Here is a 15419-nt window from a genome sequence, read left to right as displayed (position 1 = left end):
AGCGCGGCGAGGCGGCGCGCCTCCGCCGGCTGGTCCGCGACCGCCTCCTCGACCGCCACCGCGAACGCCCGGATCGCGGCGACGTCGAGGGTCCCGGACCGCACGCCGCGCTCCTGGCCGCCGCCGTGCAGCACCGGCACGAGGCCCAGCTCGCGCCGGGCCAGGAGCGCCCCGACGCCCACGGGCCCGCCGAGCTTGTGGCCGGACACGGTGACCGCGTCGAGCCCGCTCGCGCCGAAGTCCACCGCGAGCTGCCCGACCGCCTGCACGGCGTCGGCGTGGACCGGGACGCCGTGGGCGTGCGCGGCCGCGACGACCGCACGCACGGGCTGCACGGTGCCGATCTCGTTGTTGGCCCACATCACGCTCACGAGCGCCACCTCGTCCGGGTGGGCGGCGAGCTCGGCGCGCAGCGCGTCGACGTCCACGAGGCCGCGGTCGTCGACGGGCAGGACGACGACCTCGGCACCCGCCTGCTCGGCGAGCCAGTGCGCCGGGTCGAGGACCGCGTGGTGCTCGACGGCCGAGACGAGGACCCGCCGGCGGCGGGGGTCCTGCGCCCGGCGCGCCCACAGGACGCCCTTGAGCGCCAGGTTGTCGGCCTCGGTGCCGCCCGCGGTGAGCACGACCTCGCTGGGCCGCGCGCCGAGGCGTGCGGCGATTGCCTCGCGGGACTCCTCGACGACGCGACGCGCGGCGCGGCCCGCGTCGTGCAGGGACGACGCGTTCCCGGTGCGGCCGAGCTGGTCGACCATCGCCTCGATCGCGCGGGGGTGCATCGGCGTGGTCGCCGCGTGGTCGAGGTACGTCACCCGGTGAGTCTAGGAGCGCTCGCGTGCGCGGCCTGCCCACACCCGTCACCGCGCGGACACACCCGACTGGCAGAATGCCGCCGTGACCCCAGCGACCGCGCCCCCGGCCTTCAGCGGGTCCCGCCTCGGTTGGGCGGACCTCCCGCGCGAGGTCCGCGCGCGGATCGCCGAGCTCGCGGGCGCGCAGGTCATGTCGGAGACGAGCGCGACCAGCGGCTTCAGCCCGGGCTACGCCGCGACCCTCGAGCTGGCCGACGGCACCGAGGTCTTCGTCAAGGCGGTCAGCCCCGACCAGAACCCCGACTCCCCGCAGCTCGCCCGCCACGAGCGGCTGGCCGCGGGGCTGCTGCCCCCCGGCGTCCCGGCGCCGCGGCTCCTGTGGTCGCACGACGACGGCTGGTGGGTGCTGCTGGGCTTCGAGGTCGTGGCGGGCTCGTCCCCCGTGCTGCCCTGGCGGCCCACGGACCTGTCGCGCGTGCTCGCGGCGGTCACGGAGCTGGCGGACGCCGGCACGCCCGGCCCCGCGGGCCTGCCGCCGCTCGGCGAGGCGGTCGCCGGCGTCATGGCGGGCTTCGCGCGGCTCGAGGCTGACGGCGCCGCGGTGGACCGCGCCGTGGAGCAGCTCGGCCCCCAGGGCGCGTGGCTGCGCTCCCACCTGGACCGGCTCGTCGAGTGGTCGAGCGCCGCCGTCCCCGCCGTGGCCGGCGACACCCTCGTCCACGGCGACCTGCGCGGCGACAACGTCATGCTCGCGCCCGACCGGGTCTGGATCATCGACTGGCCGCACGCCGCCACCGACGGCGCGCGCTGGTTCGACCTCCTCGCGATGCTGCCGAGCGTCGCGATGCAGGGCGGGGGCGACCCCGCCGAGATCTTCGCCGCCCACCCGACCGCCGCGGGCGCCGACCCCGACGCGGTGCGGGCGGCGCTGGCGGGGATCACCGGCTACTTCCTGCACGGCTCCCTGCAGCCGGCACCGCGCGGCATCGCCAACCTGCGCGCGTTCCAGCGCGCGCAGGGCGTCGCCGCGCTCGGCTGGCTCCGCGGGCTCTAGCCGTCAGGCCGTCACCCGGCGCACGTCCTGCGCCGGGGTCAGGCCTCGCCGCGGATCCGGCGGATCTCCGCCGCGGCCTGCGGCAGGACCGTGAACAGGTCCCCGACGACGCCGAAGTCGGCGATCTCGAAGATCGGCGACTCGGGGTCCGAGTTGACGGCGACGATCGTTCCCGAGGCCTGCATGCCACCGCGGTGGTGGACCGCACCGGACACACCGGCGCCGATGTAGAGCCGCGGGGTGATGGTCACGCCGGTCTGGCCGATCTGCGCCTCGTGGCCGATCCAGCCCTCGTCGGTCGCGACGCGGGTCGCCCCGACCGCGCCGCCGAGCACGTCGGCGAGCTCCTCGACCGCCGAGAAGTCGCCCTCGGTCCCGCGCCCGCCGACGACGACGACCTGGGCCTCGCCGAGGTCGGGGCGGTCCGACGCGGGCCGCGGCGTGCGCTCGACGAGCCGCGCCACGGGACCCGCCGCCGGGACGACGTCGTGCGTGAGGACCTCGGGCTGCGTCGGGGCGCCGTCCGGCGCGACGGCGGCCACGGCGTTGGGCTTGAGCGCGACCACGGCCCGCGGGGTCGTGGTGCAGGCCCGCAGCGTCCACGTGGCGGCGAACGCCTGCTGGACCGCGACCACCCGGCCGTCCGGACCGGCCTCGAGCGCGGCCGCGTCGACCATGAGGCCCGCCCCGGTCGCGAGCGCGAGCCGGGCGGCGGTCTCCTTGTTCTCGAAGGTCGAGGCCAGCAGCACCGTCGAGGCGCCGGGACCCGCCACGGCCTCGACCACGGCGGCCAGCGCCTCCCCGCGCTCGGGCGGCAGCAGGTCGGCGGCCGCGGGCACCGCGTGGACGCGCGCGACGCCCCAGGCGCCGAGCCGGTCGACGGCGGCCTCGGGCGCGGCGCCGAACCAGACGGCCTCGACGGGACCGAGGGTCCGGGCGACGGTCAGCAGCTCGTAGGCGGACGAGCGCGGGGCGTCGTCGTGGTGGTCCACGACGACGAGCACGGGCGCGGCGCCCGGGGCGGCGGTGGTCATCGGTCCTCCGGCAGGTGGGGTGGGCGCGTCAGACGAGGCGGTTCTCGGCGAGGAAGGCCGCCAGCCGCAGGCCGGCGTCCCCCTCGTCCGTGACCAGCACCCGGTTCTCGCGCGGCGGTCGTGGGGTGGCCTCGAGGACCCGCGTGCGGGCGCCGGCGTCGCCGACCTCGGCGGGGTCCAGGCCCAGGTCGGCGAGCGTCCAGGCGGTGACGGCCTTCTTGCGCGCCGCCATGATCGCCTTGAAGTTCGGGTAGCGGGGCTGGTTCGCCTGGTCCGTCACGCTGACCAGCGCGGGCAGGGGGGCCTCGACGACCTCGCTCGCGTGGTCGAGCTCGCGCCGTACGCGCACCGTCGCCGCGGCGGGGTCCAGCGTGACCTCGGCGGCGAGGGTCGCCTGCGCGAGGCCCAGGTGGCCCGCCAGCAGCGTCGGGACGACGGACATGAGCCCGTCGAGCGCGGCCATGCCCGTGACCACGAGGTCCACGGGACCGGCCTCGCCGATCCGGCGGACGGCCGCGGCGAGCGTCAGGGCGGTGCCGAACGCGTCGGAGCCCGCGAGCGCGTCGTCGACGACGTGGACGGCGTCGTCCGCACCCATCTGGAGCGCACGCCGCACCGCGTCCTCGGCGTCGGCCGGGCCCATCGTCAGGGCGACGACCTCGCCGCCGTGCTGCTCGGCGAGCGTGACCGCCGCCTCGACCGCGTTCTCGTCGAGCTCGTTGAGCGTGCCGTCACCCTGGTCCCGGTCGACGCGGCCCTCGTCGGTGAACCGACGGTCCGACTGCAGGTCGGGCACGTGCTTGACGCACACGACGATCCTCATCAGCACGCTCTCCCACTCCGGCGGGCCCGAGCGCCCACACCTCGTCGACCCCCGAAGGCTACCGCTGAGCGCGGACGTCTGGCCGCGCGGGCGCCGGGCGTGGTCCAGACTGTGCGTTGTGAGCGCTCCCCCCGACCGCGCCCCCGCCCGCCTCGGCGTCCACCTCGTCGGCGACGGGATCGACGTCGCCGTCCTGGCCTCGCACGCCGACGCCGTCGACCTCTGCCTCCTGGACCCGGACCCCGGCGCCCCCGACGGCTGGTCGGAGCGTCGCGTGCGGCTCCAGGGCCCGCGCCACGGCGTCTGGTGGGCCCACGTGCCGGGCGTGCGGGCCGGGCAGCGCTACGGCCTGCGGGCCCACGGCCGCTGGGACCCCGCCGCCGGGCTGCGGTACAACCCGGCCAAGCTCCTCGTCGACCCGTACGCCCGCGGGCTGGTCGGCGACGTCGTCCTCGGGCAGGCGGTGCACGGCCAGCGCGTGGACGAGCACTGGCGCACCGTCGGCCCCTCCCCCGAGCCGGACCCGACCGACTCGCGCGCCGCCGTGCCGCACTGCGTCGTCGTCGACCCCCGGTTCGACGCCCCGCCCGTGCCGCGGCCCGACGTCGCGTGGGAGGACACGGTCCTCTACGAGGCGCACGTGCGCGGACTGACGATGCGCCTGCCCGGGGTGCCGCCCGAGCTGCGCGGGACGTACGCGGGGCTCGCGCACCCGGCCACCATCGCCCACCTGCGCGACCTCGGGATCACGACCCTCGAGCTGCTGCCCATCCACGCGATGGCGAGCGAGCCGCACCTCGTGCGTCGCGGGCTGACGAACTACTGGGGCTACAACACGCTCGGCTTCTTCGCACCGAACCCCGAGTACGCGACGCGCGCCGCGCAGGACGCCGGCGCCCAGGCCGTCCTGGCCGAGGTCAAGGGCATGGTGCGGCTGCTGCACGCGGCCGGGATCGAGGTCGTGCTCGACGTCGTCTACAACCACACCTGCGAGGGCGGCACCGACGGTCCCCAGCTCAGCTGGCGGGGCCTGGACCCGACCGTCTACTACCTGCACGACGGCGGCTCCCCCGCGCGCTTCGCCGACGTCACCGGGTGCGGGAACTCGCTCGACTTCCGCCGGCCCCGCGTGGTCCAGCTTGCGCTGGACTCCCTGCGCTACTGGGTCGACGAGGTCGGTGTCGACGGCTTCCGCTTCGACCTGGCGGTCACGCTCGGGCGGGACGAGGACGGCTTCACGCCGCGGCACCCCTTCCTCGTCGCGCTGCAGACGGACCCCGTGCTCGCGGGCACGAAGCTCATCGCCGAGCCCTGGGACGTCGGGCCGGGCGGCTGGCGCACGGGCGCGTTCCCCGACCCGATGGCGGAGTGGAACGACCGCTTCCGCAATGCCGTGCGCTCGTTCTGGCTCGCGGACCCGGCGCAGGCCGCGCACGGCCGCCCCGGCCACGGCGTCCGTGACCTCGCGACCCGGCTCGCCGGGTCGGCCGACCTCTTCGGCTACAGCGACCCGCCGCTCATGCGCGGCGTCACCGCGTCGGTCAACTACGTCACGGCGCACGACGGCTTCACGCTCGCCGACCTGGTGGCCTACGAGCACAAGCGCAACGACGCCAACGGCGAGGACAACCGCGACGGGACCGACGACAACCGCTCGTGGAACCACGGGTTCGAGGGCCCGGTGCGGGGCGCCGGCGTGGGCCTGGAGATCCTGCCCCTGCGCCGGCGCTCCATCCGCAACCTCCTCGGGACGCTCCTGCTGGCGGCCGGCACCCCGATGATCACGGCCGGTGACGAGCTCGGCCGCACCCAGCGCGGCAACAACAACGCGTACTGCCTCGACGACGAGACGTCCTGGGTGGACTGGGACCTGTCGCCGTGGCGCGAGAGCCTCCTCGCGACGACGCGCTACCTGCTCGAGCTGCGACGCACGGTGCCGGCGCTGAGGTCCCGTGAGTTCTTTCGCGGCCAGCCGCGCGGACCCGCGCCCTGGCCCGACCTGGACTGGCGCCGCGCGGACGGCAGCGGTTTCGACCACGACGCGTGGCACGACCCGGCCGCGCGCGTCCTGCAGATGATCCGGTCGACGACGGACGGCCAGAGCGCGCTGCTCGTGGTCAACGGCCTGCTGGACCAGGCGGACATCGTGCTCGCGCCGGGCCCGCGCGACCGCTGGGAGCTGCGCTGGGACTCGACGTGGGAGCACCCCGACGAGCGCGGGACAGCGGTGGTCACCGGCGCGCTGCACCCCGCGGTCGGCGACCGGACCGTGATGGACCCGCTGAGCCTGCGCCTGTACACCTCCGCGTAGCACGGCACCGACCCCGGCGGGGTCGTAGGGTGCCGCCATGGTCGACGACGGGGTCGGGACTGGGTCGGGTCGGGGGGCGGCGCCGGTGGACGCCGTGGTCGTGGGGGCGGGCCTCGCCGGGCTCGTCGCGACGGCGGAGCTCACGGCGGCCGGGCGGCGGGTGCTGCTGCTCGAGCAGGAGCCGGCGGCGAGCCTCGGCGGGCAGGCGTGGTGGTCGTTCGGCGGGCTGTTCCTCGTGGACTCCCCCGAGCAACGCCGCCTGCGGGTGCGGGACAGCGCCGAGCTCGCCCTCGCGGACTGGCTCGGCTCGGCGGCCTTCGACCCGGACGACCCGCTCGACGAGAACCCGCGCCGCTGGGCGCACGCCTTCGTGGACTTCGCCGCCGGCGAGATGCGGCCGTGGCTGCACGCCCTCGGCGTGCGCTTCTTCCCGGCCGTGCAGTGGGCGGAGCGCGGGGGCTACCCCGCGGGCGGCCACGGCAACTCCGTGCCCCGGTTCCACATCACGTGGGGCACCGGACCCGCGGTGCTCGCGCCGTTCGTCCGGGCGCTGGGCGAGGCCCGCGCGGCCGGGCTGGTGGACGTGCGCGTCCGCCACCGGGTCACGGGCTTGGTGACCACCGACGGCCGGGTCACCGGCGTGCGCGGCGAGGTGCTGGCCGCCGACGCCGCCGCGCGCGGGGCGCCCTCGGGCCGTCGGGTCGTGGGGACCTTCGAGGTGGACGCGCCCGCCGTCGTCGTGACCTCCGGCGGCCTCGGCGCCGACCACGACCTCGTGCGCTCCGCCTGGCCGGCCGAGCACGGCGCGCTGCCCGCGCGGATGCTCTCGGGCGTGCCCGACCACGTGGACGGCGCGATGATCGCGGCGACGGCGGACGCGGGCGGCGCCGTCGTGCACGGCGGGCGCATGTGGCACTACCCGGAGGGGATCACCAACCCCGACCCCGTCTGGAGCCGGCACGGCATCCGGATCCTGCCCGGCCCCAGCTCGCTGTGGCTCGACGCCGACGGCGGGCGCCTGCCGGCACCCCTGTTCCCCGGGTTCGACGCACTCGGTGCGCTGCGGCACGTCGTCGGGCGCGGGGACGACCACTCCTGGTTCGTGCTCAACAAGACGATCATGAACACCGAGTTCGCCCTCTCCGGCTCCGAGCAGAACCCGGACCTGACCGGCAAGGACGCGCGCGCCGTGCTCCAGCGCGCGCTGCCCGGCGCGGTCCTGCCCGTGGCGCGCTTCGCGCAGGGCAGCGAGGAGTTCGTCTGGGCGGACACGCCCGCCGCGCTCGCCGAGCGGATGAACGCGCTCACGGGCACGGGCCGCATCGACGCCGGCGCCCTCGAGCGCACGATCCGGGCGCGCGACGCCCAGGTCACCTCCGGCCTCGGCAAGGACCCCCAGGTGGTGGCGACGGCGATGGCGCGCCGGTACGTCGTCGACCGCGTCCTCCGCGTGGCCCCGCCGGCGCCGCTCCTCGACCCCGCCGACGGGCCGCTGCTGGCGGTGCGGCTCTCGGTCCTCACGCGCAAGACGCTCGGCGGCCTGCACACCGACCTCGAGGGCCGGGTCCTGCGCGCCGACGGCACGGTGCTCGACGGCGTCTGGGCGGCGGGCGAGGCCAGCGGCTTCGGCGGGGGCGGCATGCACGGCCACCGCGCCCTGGAGGGCACGTTCCTCGGGGGCTGCCTGTTCTCCGGCCGGGTGGCGGGCCGCTCGGCCGCCGCGCACACGGGCACCTGAGCCGCCGGACGCCCCCGGACGCCGACGGCCCCGCCCCCGGGTGGGGACGGGGCCGTCGGGCCGGTCGGGTCAGGCGCTCGCGACGAGCCCCGTCTCCGCGACCGACGCGAGACGCTCGTGCTTGGGGACGACGCGCACGGTGTAGCCGAACGGCCCCGACGTCGTCAGGCGCACGTCACCCGCGAACGCGTGCCGGCCCGCCTCGTACGCCTCGGACCACGCGAGCTCCTGGTGGCGGACGTCGCTCAGCTCGTCGGCCTCCGAGACCCGGCCGTGGACGACCTCGACGCGGACATCCTCCGGACGCAGGTCGCCGAGCGAGACGTACGCACGCACCTGCAGCACGTCGCCGACCTGGGCGACCTCGCCGACGCCCACGGACTCGACGTGGTCCACGCGCACGTGCGGCCACGAGGCACGCACGTGCTGCTTCCACGCCGCCAGCTCCTTGGCGCCCGGGAAGCCGTCGCCGTTCAGCGCGCGGCCCGCGACGGCGGCCGGCGTGTACAGGCGCTGCACGTAGTCCCCGACCATGCGCGTCGCCTGGACCTTCGGGCCGAGCGTGGCCAGCGTGTGGCGCACCATCTCCAGCCAGCGCACGGGCAGCCCGCGCTCGTCGCGGTCGTAGAACCGCGCCGCGACCTGGTTCTCGACGAGGTCGTAGAGCGCGGCCGCCTCGAGGTCGTCACGGCGGTCCGGGTCGTCGACGCCGTCGGCCGTGGGGATCGCCCAGCCGTTCTCGCCGTCGAACCACTCGTCCCACCAGCCGTCGAGGATCGAGAGGTTGAGCCCACCGTTGAGCGCGGCCTTCATGCCCGACGTGCCGCACGCCTCGAGCGGGCGCAGCGGGTTGTTCAGCCAGACGTCGCAGCCGGGGTAGAGCTGCTGCGCCATGGCGATGTCGTAGTTCGGCAGGAACACGATGCGGTGCCGCACGCCGGCGTCGTCGGCGAACCGGACGAGCTGCTGGATGAGGCGCTTGCCCTGGTCGTCGGCGGGGTGCGACTTGCCCGCGATGACGAGCTGGACCGGACGCTCCGGGTGCAGGAGCAGCGAGCGCAGGCGCTCGGGGTCGCTCAGCATCAGCGTGAGGCGCTTGTAGGTCGGCACGCGGCGGGCGAAGCCGATGGTCAGGACGTCGGGGTCGAGGACCTCGTCGACCCAGCCCAGCTCCGCCGGGCTGGCGCCGCGGTGGCGCCACGACTCGCGGACCCGCTCACGGGCGTTGGCCACGAGCTGGGCGCGCAGCGTGCGGCGCATGCCCCACAGCTCCTCGTCCGAGACCCCGTCCGGGCGCAGCCAGCCGGTGCCCTCCTCGAGCTCGGCGTGGCTCAGGCGCGACGTCGCCAGGTCCACCAGCTTGCGGTCGACCCACGTCGGGGAGTGCACGCCGTTGGTGACGGACGTGATCGGGACCTCGGCCTGGTCGAAGCCGGACCACAGGCCGTTGAACATGCCGCGGGAGACCTCGCCGTGCAGCAGCGAGACGCCGTTCGCGCGGCCACCGAGGCGCAGGCCCATGACGGCCATGTTGAACAGCGTCGGGTCGCCGCCCGGGTAGTCCTCGGCGCCCAGCGCGAGCACGCGCTCGACCGGGACGCCGTCGTAGGCGAGGTCGCCGCCGAAGTACTGCGCGACGAGCGAGGCCTCGAAGCGGTCGATGCCCGCGGGGACGGGCGTGTGCGTGGTGAAGACGGTCGCGGCGCGCACGGCCTCGAGCGCGTCGTCGAACGCCAGCCCGGCCTCGCCCACGAGCTCGCGGATGCGCTCCACCCCGAGGAAGCCGGCGTGGCCCTCGTTGGTGTGGTACACCTCCGGCACGGGGGCGCCGGACAGGCGCGACCACAGGCGCAGGGCGCGCACGCCGCCGACGCCGAGCAGCAGCTCCTGCTGGAGGCGGTGCTCGCCGCCGCCGCCGTAGAGGCGGTCGGTGACCTTGCGGGCGAGCTCGTCGTTCTCCGGCACGTTGGAGTCGAGCAGCAGCAGGGGCACGCGGCCGACGGCGGCCTTCCACACGTGGGCGTGCAGCGTGCGGCCACCGGGCAGCGGCAGCGAGACGCGCGCCGGCGTACCGTCGGCCTCGCGCAGGAGGGTGAGCGGGAGCCCGTCGGGGTCGATCACGGGGTAGCTCTCGACCTGCCACCCGTCGCGCGTCAGCGCCTGCTTGAAGTAGCCCGCGCCGTACAGGAGGCCGACGCCGACGATCGGCACGCCGAGGTCCGACGCGCTCTTGAGGTGGTCGCCGGCGAGGATGCCGAGGCCGCCGGAGTACTGCGGCAGGACGGACGTGATGCCGAACTCGGGCGAGAAGTAGGCGATCGCCCGGGGGAGCGAGTCGTCGGCGGCGGCGGCCCGCTGGTACCAGCGGTCCTCGGTGAGGTACGTCGCGAGGTCGGACGCGGCGCCGCGCACCGCCGCCACGAAGTCCCCGTCGGCGGCCAGCGCCGCCAGGCGGTCCGGGCCGAGGGCGCCGAGGAGGGCGACCGGGTCGCCCTGCACGCTCTCCCACAGCCGTGGGTCGATCCCGGCGAACAGGTCGCGCGTGGGGGCGTGCCACGACCAGCGCAGGTTGTGCGCGAGCTCGTCGAGATCTGCGAGCTCGGCAGGGAGGACGGTGCGGACGGTGAATCGGCGGATGGCTCTCACGATCGTGAGCGTAGACGCAGCGACACGGCCGGGGCCAGTGTTGCTGCAAGTCTCTGCAACGTTTGCGCCCACCTGTCCCCCCGTGCACCCGCGTGGTCGACCGGACGCGTCCACCTCGTGGACCGGACGGGGCCCTCCCGCCGGTCCGGATGCCGTCGGCCCGCGGGGCTGGGTAGGTTCGGCGTGTGACGCCGTCTTCGCCTCCCCCCACGCCCCGCACGCCGTCCAGCTCCTCCCGGAAGACCACCCGACGCTCCGCGCGCGCCGCGGCCGCCGACGTGCGGCCGGACGCGGTGAGCGCTGCGGTCCCCCCGCCGCCCCCTGCCCCACCGGTCCGCATCGGCCGCATCCCCGTCGTGGGCGTCGGTCCCGTCGTCGAGTGCGGGCGCTGGCCCGCCAAGGCCGTCGTCGGCGAGGCCGTCGAGATCACCGCGACGGTCTTCCGCGAGGGGCACGACGCCGTCGCGGCGACCGCGGTGCTCGTCGCGCCCGACGGCTCCGACCACGCGTCCGTGCCGATGACGGTGGTCAACGCGGGCCTGGACAGCTACCGGGCCGACCTGGTCCCGGACGCGCTGGGCACCTGGGGGTTCCGCGTCGAGGGCTGGTCCGACCCGTACGGCACCTGGCACCACGACGCCGCCGTCAAGGTCGCGGCGGGCGTCGACGTGGAGCTGATGCTCGCCGAGGGCGCCGCGCTGCTCGAGCGCGCCGCCGCGCGCGAGGGGCTGCCCGACGACGTCGCGCTGACGCTCCGGGACGCCGTCCTGGCCCTGCGGGACACGAGCCGCCCGCCCGCCGCGCGCCTCGCCGCCGGCCTGGCCCCCGAGGTCGAGGCCGTGCTCGCCCGCCACCCCGTGCGCGAGCACGTCAGCGCCTCGCCGACCTACCCGCTCCTGGTGCAGCGCGAGCGTGCGCTCGTCGGCGCCTGGTACGAGTTCTTCCCCCGGTCCGAGGGCGCCGAGTACGACGCGGCCACGCGCACCTGGCGCTCCGGCACGCTGCGCACCGCCGCCGAGCGGCTGCCCGCGATCGCCGCCATGGGCTTCGACGTCGCCTACCTGACCCCGATCCACCCGATCGGCACGACGTACCGCAAGGGCCGGAACAACTCCCTGAAGACGGAGCCGGGAGACCCCGGCTCCCCCTACGCGATCGGCTCCGCCGACGGCGGGCACGACGCGATCCACCCCGAGCTGGGCACCTTCGAGGACTTCGACCACTTCGTCGCCGTCGCGCGCGAGAACGGGCTCGAGGTCGCGCTCGACCTCGCGCTCCAGTGCTCGCCCGACCACCCGTGGGTCACCGAGCACCCGGAGTGGTTCACGACGCGCATCGACGGCACCATCGCCTACGCGGAGAACCCGCCGAAGAAGTACCAGGACATCTACCCCCTGAACTTCGACAACGACCCCGAGGGGATCTACGCGGAGATCCGCCGCGTGCTCCAGGTCTGGATCGACCACGGCGTCACGGCGTTCCGGGTCGACAACCCGCACACGAAGCCGCTCACCTTCTGGGAGCGGATCATCGCCGACGTCAACGCGTCGCACCCCGAGGTGATCTTCCTCGCGGAGGCCTTCACCCGTCCGGCGATGATGCACACGCTGGCCATGATCGGCTTCCACCAGTCGTACACCTACTTCACGTGGCGCAACACGAAGGAGGAGCTGGCCGAGTACCTGGAGGAGGTCTCCGGCCCGGCCGCCGCCTACATGCGTCCCAGCTTCTGGCCGACGACGCACGACATCCTCACGCCGTACATGCAGCACGGCGGTCCCCCGGCGTTCGCGATCCGCGCGGTGCTCGCCGCGACCGGCTCGCCGACGTGGGGCATCTACTCGGGCTACGAGCTGGTCGAGAACGTCGCCCGGCCGGGTGCCGAGGAGCAGATCGACAACGAGAAGTACGAGTTCAAGCCGCGCGACTGGCAGGCCGCGGAGGCCACGGGCGTCGGCGCGCTCCTCGGTCGCCTCAACGCCATCCGGCGCGAGCACCCGGCGCTCCAGCGCCTGCGGGGCCTGACCGTGCACCCCACGAGCGACGACGCCGTCCTGTGCTTCTCGCGCCGCGTGACGGCCGAGCAGTCGCCCGACGGCCGGGCGGACACGGTGATCGTCGTCGTCAACACCGACCCGCACGCCACCCGCGAGGCGGTCATCGACCTGGACCTGGCGGCGATCGGCGTCCCCGCGCCGGCCGACGGCGACTCCCCCGCCTTCGCGGCCCACGACCTGCTCTCGGGCGCCGTCTACGCGTGGGGCTCCCACCCGTACGTGCGGTTGGACCCATGGGCCCAGTGCGCTCATATCATCGGTGTGAGGACCCTGTGAGCACCGACCGCCCCGAGAACCAGATGATCCCCCCGCCCCCGCCCCAGCAGCCCACAGCCCCCGCGGCTCACCCCTCGCCGGACCCCCACCGGGCCCTGCCGGCGCGGCCGCAACCGACCCGCGCGCTCGCGCCACCACCGCCCGCCGGCGGGCTCTCGGACGACCCCGAGTGGTACAAGACGGCCGTCTTCTACGAGGTCATGCTGCGCTCGTTCTCGGACTCGACGGGCGCCGGCTCCGGTGACCTGCGCGGCCTGATCGAGCGCCTCGACTACCTGCACTGGCTCGGCGTCGACTGCCTCTGGCTCCCGCCCTTCTACCCCTCGCCCATGCGCGACGGCGGGTACGACGTCGCCGACTTCACCGCGATCGCGCCGCAGTACGGCACGATCCAGGACTTCACCGAGCTGATCGCGCGCGCCCACGAGCGCGGCATCCGGGTGATCATCGACCTGGTCATGAACCACACGAGCGACCAGCACCCGTGGTTCCAGGCCTCCCGCTCGGACCCCGAGGGGCCCTACGGCGACTTCTACGTGTGGAGCGACGACAACACGCGCTACGAGGACGCCCGCATCATCTTCGTCGACACCGAGACGTCGAACTGGACCTTCGACCCGGCCCGCCGGCAGTACTTCTGGCACCGGTTCTTCAGCCACCAGCCGGACCTGAACTTCGAGAACCCGATGGTCCGCGAGGCGATGAAGGACGTCGCCCGCTTCTGGCTGCGCATCGGCGTGGACGGCTTCCGGCTCGACGCCGTGCCCTACCTCTTCGAGGAGGAGGGGACCAACTGCGAGAACCTGCCGCGCACGCACGAGTACCTGGCCGAGATGCGCGCGATGGTGGACGCGGAGTTCCCCGGCCGGATCATGCTCGCCGAGGCGAACCAGTGGCCCGAGGACGTGATCCCGTACTACGGCACCGAGGAGGCGCCGGAGTGCCACATGTGCTTCCACTTCCCGGTGATGCCGCGCATCTTCTACTCGATCAAGGACCAGCGGGCGAACCAGATCGTCGACATCCTCGCCGACACCCCGCGGATCCCGGCCGGCGGCGGCCAGTGGAGCACCTTCCTGCGCAACCACGACGAGCTGACGCTCGAGATGGTCTCGACGGAGGAGCGCGCCTCCATGTACGGCTGGTACGCGCCCGACCCGCGCATGCGCGCCAACGTCGGGATCCGGCGCCGGCTGGCACCGCTGCTCGACAACTCGCGCGCGGAGATCGAGCTCGCCCACGCACTGCTGCTGTCCCTGCCCGGCAGCCCGTGCCTGTACTACGGCGACGAGATCGGCATGGGCGACAACATCTGGCTGCCGGACCGTGACGCGGTCCGCACCCCGATGCAGTGGACCCCGGACCGCAACGCGGGGTTCTCGACCGCCGACCCCGGCAAGCTCTACCTGCCGGTGATCCAGTCGCTCGTGCACAACCACGCGACGATCAACGTCGAGGCCCAGCTCGCGACCCCGACCTCCTTGCTGCACTGGGTGCACGGGATGCTGACGGTCCGCCGCCAGCACACGGTGTTCGGGACGGGCGAGTTCGTCGTCGTGCCGTGCGACAACGACGCGGTCCTGGCCTACCTGCGCCGCAACCGCGAGGAGACGGTCCTGTGCGTCGCCAACCTCGCGGCGACGCCGCGCGCGGCGATGCTGCGCCTGCCGGAGTACGCCGGCGCCGCGCTCAGCGACCTGTTCGGCGGCGCCCCCTTCCCCACCGTGGGCGCCGACGGCTCCGTCCAGCTGACGCTCGGGTCGCGCGACTTCTTCTGGCTCGCCGTGACGCAGGACTGAGCGGCCCGCGACGCGTCCGACCCACGCACGACCGACCGGGAGGTCCGATGGACACCATGACGACCGACCGCGCGATCGCCGCGGACGCGCCGGACGCGCGCGCCACCGACGACGAGCTCGCGCGGTTGCTCGACGCCTGGCTGCCCGCCCAGCGCTGGTACCCCGCCAAGGGCACCGCCGGGGCCCTCCCGGTCGTCGCCGTGGTGCCCCTCGCGGACCCTCGGGGCGAGGCGGAGGTCCGCGTCGAGCTGCGCCGGCTGCCCGGCGGCGGCCTGCTGCAGGTGCCCGTCGTGCTGCGCCGGCCCGCCGGGGACGGCACCGAGCCCACCGGCGGCGTCGTGGGACGCCTCGGGGACGGCACGCTCGTCCTCGACGGCACCCACGACCCCGCCTTCCTGCGGGCCCTGCTCGCCGCCGCGCGCGGGGACGACGTCGCCGACGCCGACCTCGCGGGCGCCCGGGTCATGACGGGCGAGCAGTCGAACACCTCGGTCCTGCTCCCCGGGGCGACGCCCCCGGCGATCCTCAAGGTCTTCCGCGTGGTCGGCGCGGGAGCCAACCCCGACGTCGAGGTGCCGCTGGCCCTGAGCGGGACGGGCTGGCGCGGGGTGCCGCGGCCCCTCGCGTGGCTCGCCGCGTCCTGGCCCGCCGGGGACGGCCGCGAGGTCGGGCACCTCGGCGTCGTCAGCGAGCTCGTCGTCGAGGCGCAGGACGGGTTCGAGCTCGCCTGCCGCTGCGCGCGCGACGACGAGGACTTCGCGGACCTGGCCGGCGAGCTGGGCCGGACGACGGCCCAGATGCACGCGGCGCTGCGCGACGCGCTGCCGGCGGACCCGCCGCCCGCCGGCGCTGTGCCCGACGCCGTGCCC

General features: G+C 75.3%; 9 protein-coding genes and 1 pseudogene. 6 read left to right on the top strand and 4 right to left on the bottom strand.

What is annotated here, in order from left to right:
• On the bottom strand, positions 1 to 779 hold a 779-nt coding region (locus IDM29_RS09165), incomplete at its 3' end, for a cysteine desulfurase family protein (protein WP_223148144.1).
• A 115-nt stretch (positions 780 to 894) separates the two neighbouring features.
• Between IDM29_RS09165 and IDM29_RS09160 the strand changes: the two genes are divergently transcribed.
• On the top strand, positions 895 to 1866 hold the full coding sequence (locus tag IDM29_RS09160; protein ID WP_255491569.1) for a phosphotransferase family protein: 972 nt from the start codon (positions 895 to 897) through the stop codon (positions 1864 to 1866).
• A 38-nt stretch (positions 1867 to 1904) separates the two neighbouring features.
• Here the strand turns inward: IDM29_RS09160 and IDM29_RS09155 are convergent, their stop codons facing one another.
• Together IDM29_RS09155 and IDM29_RS09150 are read right to left on the bottom strand one after the other, a co-directional pair.
• Complete coding sequence (locus IDM29_RS09155) at positions 1905 to 2900, bottom strand: electron transfer flavoprotein subunit alpha/FixB family protein (protein ID WP_182111629.1); 996 nt, start codon at positions 2898 to 2900, stop codon at positions 1905 to 1907.
• A gap of 28 nt (positions 2901 to 2928) precedes the next feature.
• Positions 2929 to 3723, bottom strand: coding sequence for an electron transfer flavoprotein subunit beta/FixA family protein (locus tag IDM29_RS09150; protein ID WP_182111630.1), 795 nt, complete (start codon positions 3721 to 3723; stop codon positions 2929 to 2931).
• Positions 3724 to 3841: 118 nt separating this feature from the next.
• Between IDM29_RS09150 and glgX the strand changes: the two genes are divergently transcribed.
• Both glgX and IDM29_RS09140 read left to right on the top strand, forming a co-directional pair.
• Entirely contained in the window at positions 3842 to 6034 is a 2193-nt protein-coding gene (gene glgX / locus IDM29_RS09145; protein ID WP_182111631.1) for a glycogen debranching protein GlgX, read from the top strand.
• A 37-nt stretch (positions 6035 to 6071) separates the two neighbouring features.
• Complete coding sequence (locus IDM29_RS09140; RefSeq protein WP_182111632.1) at positions 6072 to 7772, top strand: FAD-binding dehydrogenase; 1701 nt, start codon at positions 6072 to 6074, stop codon at positions 7770 to 7772.
• Between the two features lie 69 nt (positions 7773 to 7841).
• Here the strand turns inward: IDM29_RS09140 and glgP are convergent, their stop codons facing one another.
• Positions 7842 to 10418 (bottom strand): alpha-glucan family phosphorylase, encoded by a 2577-nt coding sequence (gene glgP, locus IDM29_RS09135; protein ID WP_182111633.1) that lies wholly within the window; start codon positions 10416 to 10418, stop codon positions 7842 to 7844.
• A 278-nt stretch (positions 10419 to 10696) separates the two neighbouring features.
• On the opposite strand from glgP, the gene IDM29_RS09130 reads away from it, so the two are divergent.
• The 3 genes and pseudogenes from IDM29_RS09130 to IDM29_RS09120 all read left to right on the top strand — a co-directional run.
• A complete protein-coding gene (locus tag IDM29_RS09130; RefSeq protein WP_188037440.1) occupies positions 10697 to 12751 on the top strand; it encodes an alpha-1,4-glucan--maltose-1-phosphate maltosyltransferase in 2055 nt (684 codons plus the stop codon).
• Between the two features lie 23 nt (positions 12752 to 12774).
• The gene (gene treS, locus IDM29_RS09125; RefSeq protein WP_182114222.1) at positions 12775 to 14550 is read left to right on the top strand and encodes a maltose alpha-D-glucosyltransferase; all 1776 of its coding nucleotides are present in this window, start codon (positions 12775 to 12777) and stop codon (positions 14548 to 14550) included.
• Between the two features lie 47 nt (positions 14551 to 14597).
• Positions 14598 to 15419: pseudogene (locus tag IDM29_RS09120) on the top strand (aminoglycoside phosphotransferase); the annotation flags it as partial.

This window comes from Actinotalea sp. JY-7885, assembly GCF_014525465.1.
Lineage (GTDB): Bacteria > Actinomycetota > Actinomycetes > Actinomycetales > Cellulomonadaceae > Actinotalea.
Note: the sequence above shows the minus strand (reverse complement) of the source record. Positions and strands in the feature narration are given on the sequence as shown.

What these genes read in the sequence shown, in the direction of transcription:
- IDM29_RS09155 (WP_182111629.1), bottom strand. Translation starts at nt 2,900, where the DNA reads ATGACCACCGCCGCCCCGGGCGCCGCGCCCGTGCTCGTCGTCGTGGAC.
- IDM29_RS09140 (WP_182111632.1), top strand. Translation starts at nt 6,072, where the DNA reads ATGGTCGACGACGGGGTCGGGACTGGGTCGGGTCGGGGGGCGGCGCCG.
- IDM29_RS09150 (WP_182111630.1), bottom strand. Translation starts at nt 3,723, where the DNA reads ATGAGGATCGTCGTGTGCGTCAAGCACGTGCCCGACCTGCAGTCGGAC.
- treS (WP_182114222.1), top strand. Translation starts at nt 12,775, where the DNA reads ATGATCCCCCCGCCCCCGCCCCAGCAGCCCACAGCCCCCGCGGCTCAC.